The organism is Vibrio sp. 1562, assembly GCF_033340155.1.
GTDB classification, from domain to species: domain Bacteria; phylum Pseudomonadota; class Gammaproteobacteria; order Enterobacterales; family Vibrionaceae; genus Vibrio; species Vibrio alginolyticus.
In genome coordinates this window covers 1-618 of the sequence record NZ_JAWOVY010000493.1, presented here as the reverse complement: position 1 = coordinate 618, position 618 = coordinate 1, and the positions used below count along the sequence as shown (strand labels likewise).

Annotated in this window: 2 protein-coding genes; both read left to right on the top strand. The window is 45.5% G+C overall.

The features are described from left to right. Nucleotides 1-387 (top strand): Slp family lipoprotein (locus R7Z49_RS26015; RefSeq protein ID WP_318112564.1); only part of this gene is annotated, 387 nt, incomplete at its 5' end. Nucleotides 388-392: 5 nt separating this feature from the next. Next, nucleotides 393-618, top strand: a 226-nt coding sequence (locus R7Z49_RS26010; protein WP_318112563.1) for an alpha/beta hydrolase, incomplete at its 3' end; no start/stop codon positions are given.

Below are 618 nucleotides of genomic sequence, written 5' to 3'. Positions count from 1 at the left end.
ATTGCGAAAGTGGACAACTTCAAAGACAAAACACGCCTAGAGATCGTCAATCTACCTATCAATAAATCGGGCAAACCTGATATTGACCAAGAGCCTACGGGTCGTTTCGCCGTGTATTTTGATGGCTACTTAGAACCCGTTGCATTTAGCCAAGGCCGTTTGGTGACCATTGTGGGCAAAGGGGCCGGTGAAGAAGAAGGCAAAATCGGAGAGCATGAGTACGTATTCCCATTAGTAAAAGGGCAGGGGTATCGCCTGTGGAAGATTGAAGAACGAGTGAGAATGTATGACTCTCCTACGTATTTCTATCCATGTTATTCCATCAACTGCCGCATGCTGCGTAATGATTTTCCACAAGATGGTAAAGTAATCAAACAGGTGAAATAAACCAGATGCATGAGCGCCGATTTACTCTCCCAACGGGAGAAATGGCCGCCCTTGAAATAGGTAATGAAAAAACGGCTGACTTGTCAGTCGTTTTTCTTCATGGGTGGCTAGATAATGCCGGAAGCTTCAAAGCGTTGATGGAGCAAATTCATCAATTGAACCCGAAGCTGCATTTGTTAGCTGTCGACCATTTTGGCCACGGCTTATCCAGTCACAAATCCCGCGACAATT